We start from the raw sequence: 902 nt of genomic DNA on the forward strand, positions 1-902 counted from the left end.
CGGTCGGCACGAGCTGGAGGATGGACGAGACCTACATTCGAATCACGGGTGAGTGGCGGTATCTCTATCGGGCTGTCGACAAGGCAGGCAACACCGTTGATTTTCTGCTGCGAGCCCGACGGGACAAGGCTGCGGCCCGGGCCTATTTCGAAAAGGCAATCGACCAGAATGGCGAACCCGAGACCGTGACGATCGACAAGAGCGAATCGAATCTGGCTGCCTTGCGGGCGATCAACGCCCCACGGAAGGTGCCGATCAAGGTCCGCCAGAAAAAGTATCTGAATAACATCATCGAACAGGATCATCGGGCGATCAAGCGCCGAACTCGACCGATGCTTGGGTTCAAAAGCTTTCGTTGTGCCCGCATCCTGTTGGGCGGCATCGAAGTTATGCACATGATCGTCAAGGGACAATTGAACGATGGCGGCGTTGGTCAAACTCCCGCACAGCAATTCTATTCGCTTGCTAGATAAGGAATCCATACCATATCGGATTTGGCCCACCTCTCGCTCTTACTGCGACAGAACCGTGAATCGTGCCCAGGCTGGTCGAGACGCCGAGCAGGTCGTGCATGAGTTCAAGGGTACTGCGAAACGAAACGTGGCCCACCATCGTGAGCGCCACGATGACCTGATCGAGCCATTGGCGGGTGACCGGCAGCATGAAAAGCACCTGATCTGCATCGGCTGCCCGCGTGGTATCAAAGGCTTCATCCAGCGCTACACTGGCCGTGCCGATCTGTCGGTAGACCGTCGGGCGGCTCACGCCGTTACGCTCAGCCAGCACACTGATGGGTTCGGTGCGCGCGAGGGCCTGAAGTGCAATCGCTTTGCGTTTGTCGTCGCTCAGTCTGCCGACGCCAGATCGGGTGTTTTGAGTCATGGATGCCGCAGAGGAAAAAT

At 57.4% G+C, this 902-nt stretch carries 2 protein-coding genes; one reads left to right on the forward strand and one right to left on the reverse strand.

The annotated features are described in order from the left end of the window. On the forward strand, window positions 1-473 hold a 473-nt coding region (locus BMI01S_RS37750; protein WP_042293599.1), incomplete at its 5' end, for an IS6 family transposase. Here BMI01S_RS37750 and BMI01S_RS37755 read toward each other — a convergent pair. Continuing rightward, window positions 466-902, reverse strand: a 437-nt coding sequence (locus BMI01S_RS37755; protein WP_218002780.1) for a helix-turn-helix domain-containing protein, incomplete at its 5' end; no start/stop codon positions are given. The genes BMI01S_RS37750 and BMI01S_RS37755 overlap by 8 nt on opposite strands.

The sequence above is a fragment of the Paraburkholderia mimosarum LMG 23256 = NBRC 106338 genome, from assembly GCF_000739815.1.
Classification (GTDB): domain Bacteria; phylum Pseudomonadota; class Gammaproteobacteria; order Burkholderiales; family Burkholderiaceae; genus Paraburkholderia; species Paraburkholderia mimosarum.